Below are 449 nucleotides of genomic sequence, written 5' to 3'. Positions count from 1 at the left end.
GAATGGGTATTGGAAACTTATTACGCCAACCGTTTCAACCAAACTGAACGCGGCAGCCGCAGCGTGTATGTGTTCGACCAACCCGAGTCGCGCATTACGCCGATTATGGAACATCTTGAGCGTACCTACGCCGGTGTCCGTTCTTACAGCCTGCCCACCGTGGGCCGTACCGATTCAGACGGCCGTTACACTCCGCCGCATATCGAGTTCGGCATCAAAGCGGAAGGTGAGGCCTGCCGCTTGTTGGATACGGCGTGGGAAGATGCGTTGCAGGGTTTGCAGGCGATTGGCGCGACTTTGAAAGAAACGGTGGAATAATGCACTTATCCCCGGCCCAATCCAGACGCGCACTGATTTTTGCCTCTTTGCTGTTTTTGCCGCCGACCCTCATCATCGGCATTTGGCTGGCGCAATATGGCGGCTTCGCTTTTGAACCGCCGCTGATGCAC

Annotated in this window: 1 pseudogene; it reads left to right on the top strand. The window is 55.9% G+C overall.

Annotated features, from left to right (window positions below):
- Positions 1-318, top strand: a pseudogene (locus ACTHUR_RS20770) (competence/damage-inducible protein A); the annotation flags it as partial.
- Between the last annotated feature and the right edge of the window lie 131 nt (positions 319-449).

Source organism: Neisseria sp. P0021.S007, assembly GCF_051956855.1.
Note: the sequence above shows the minus strand (reverse complement) of the source record. Positions and strands in the feature narration are given on the sequence as shown.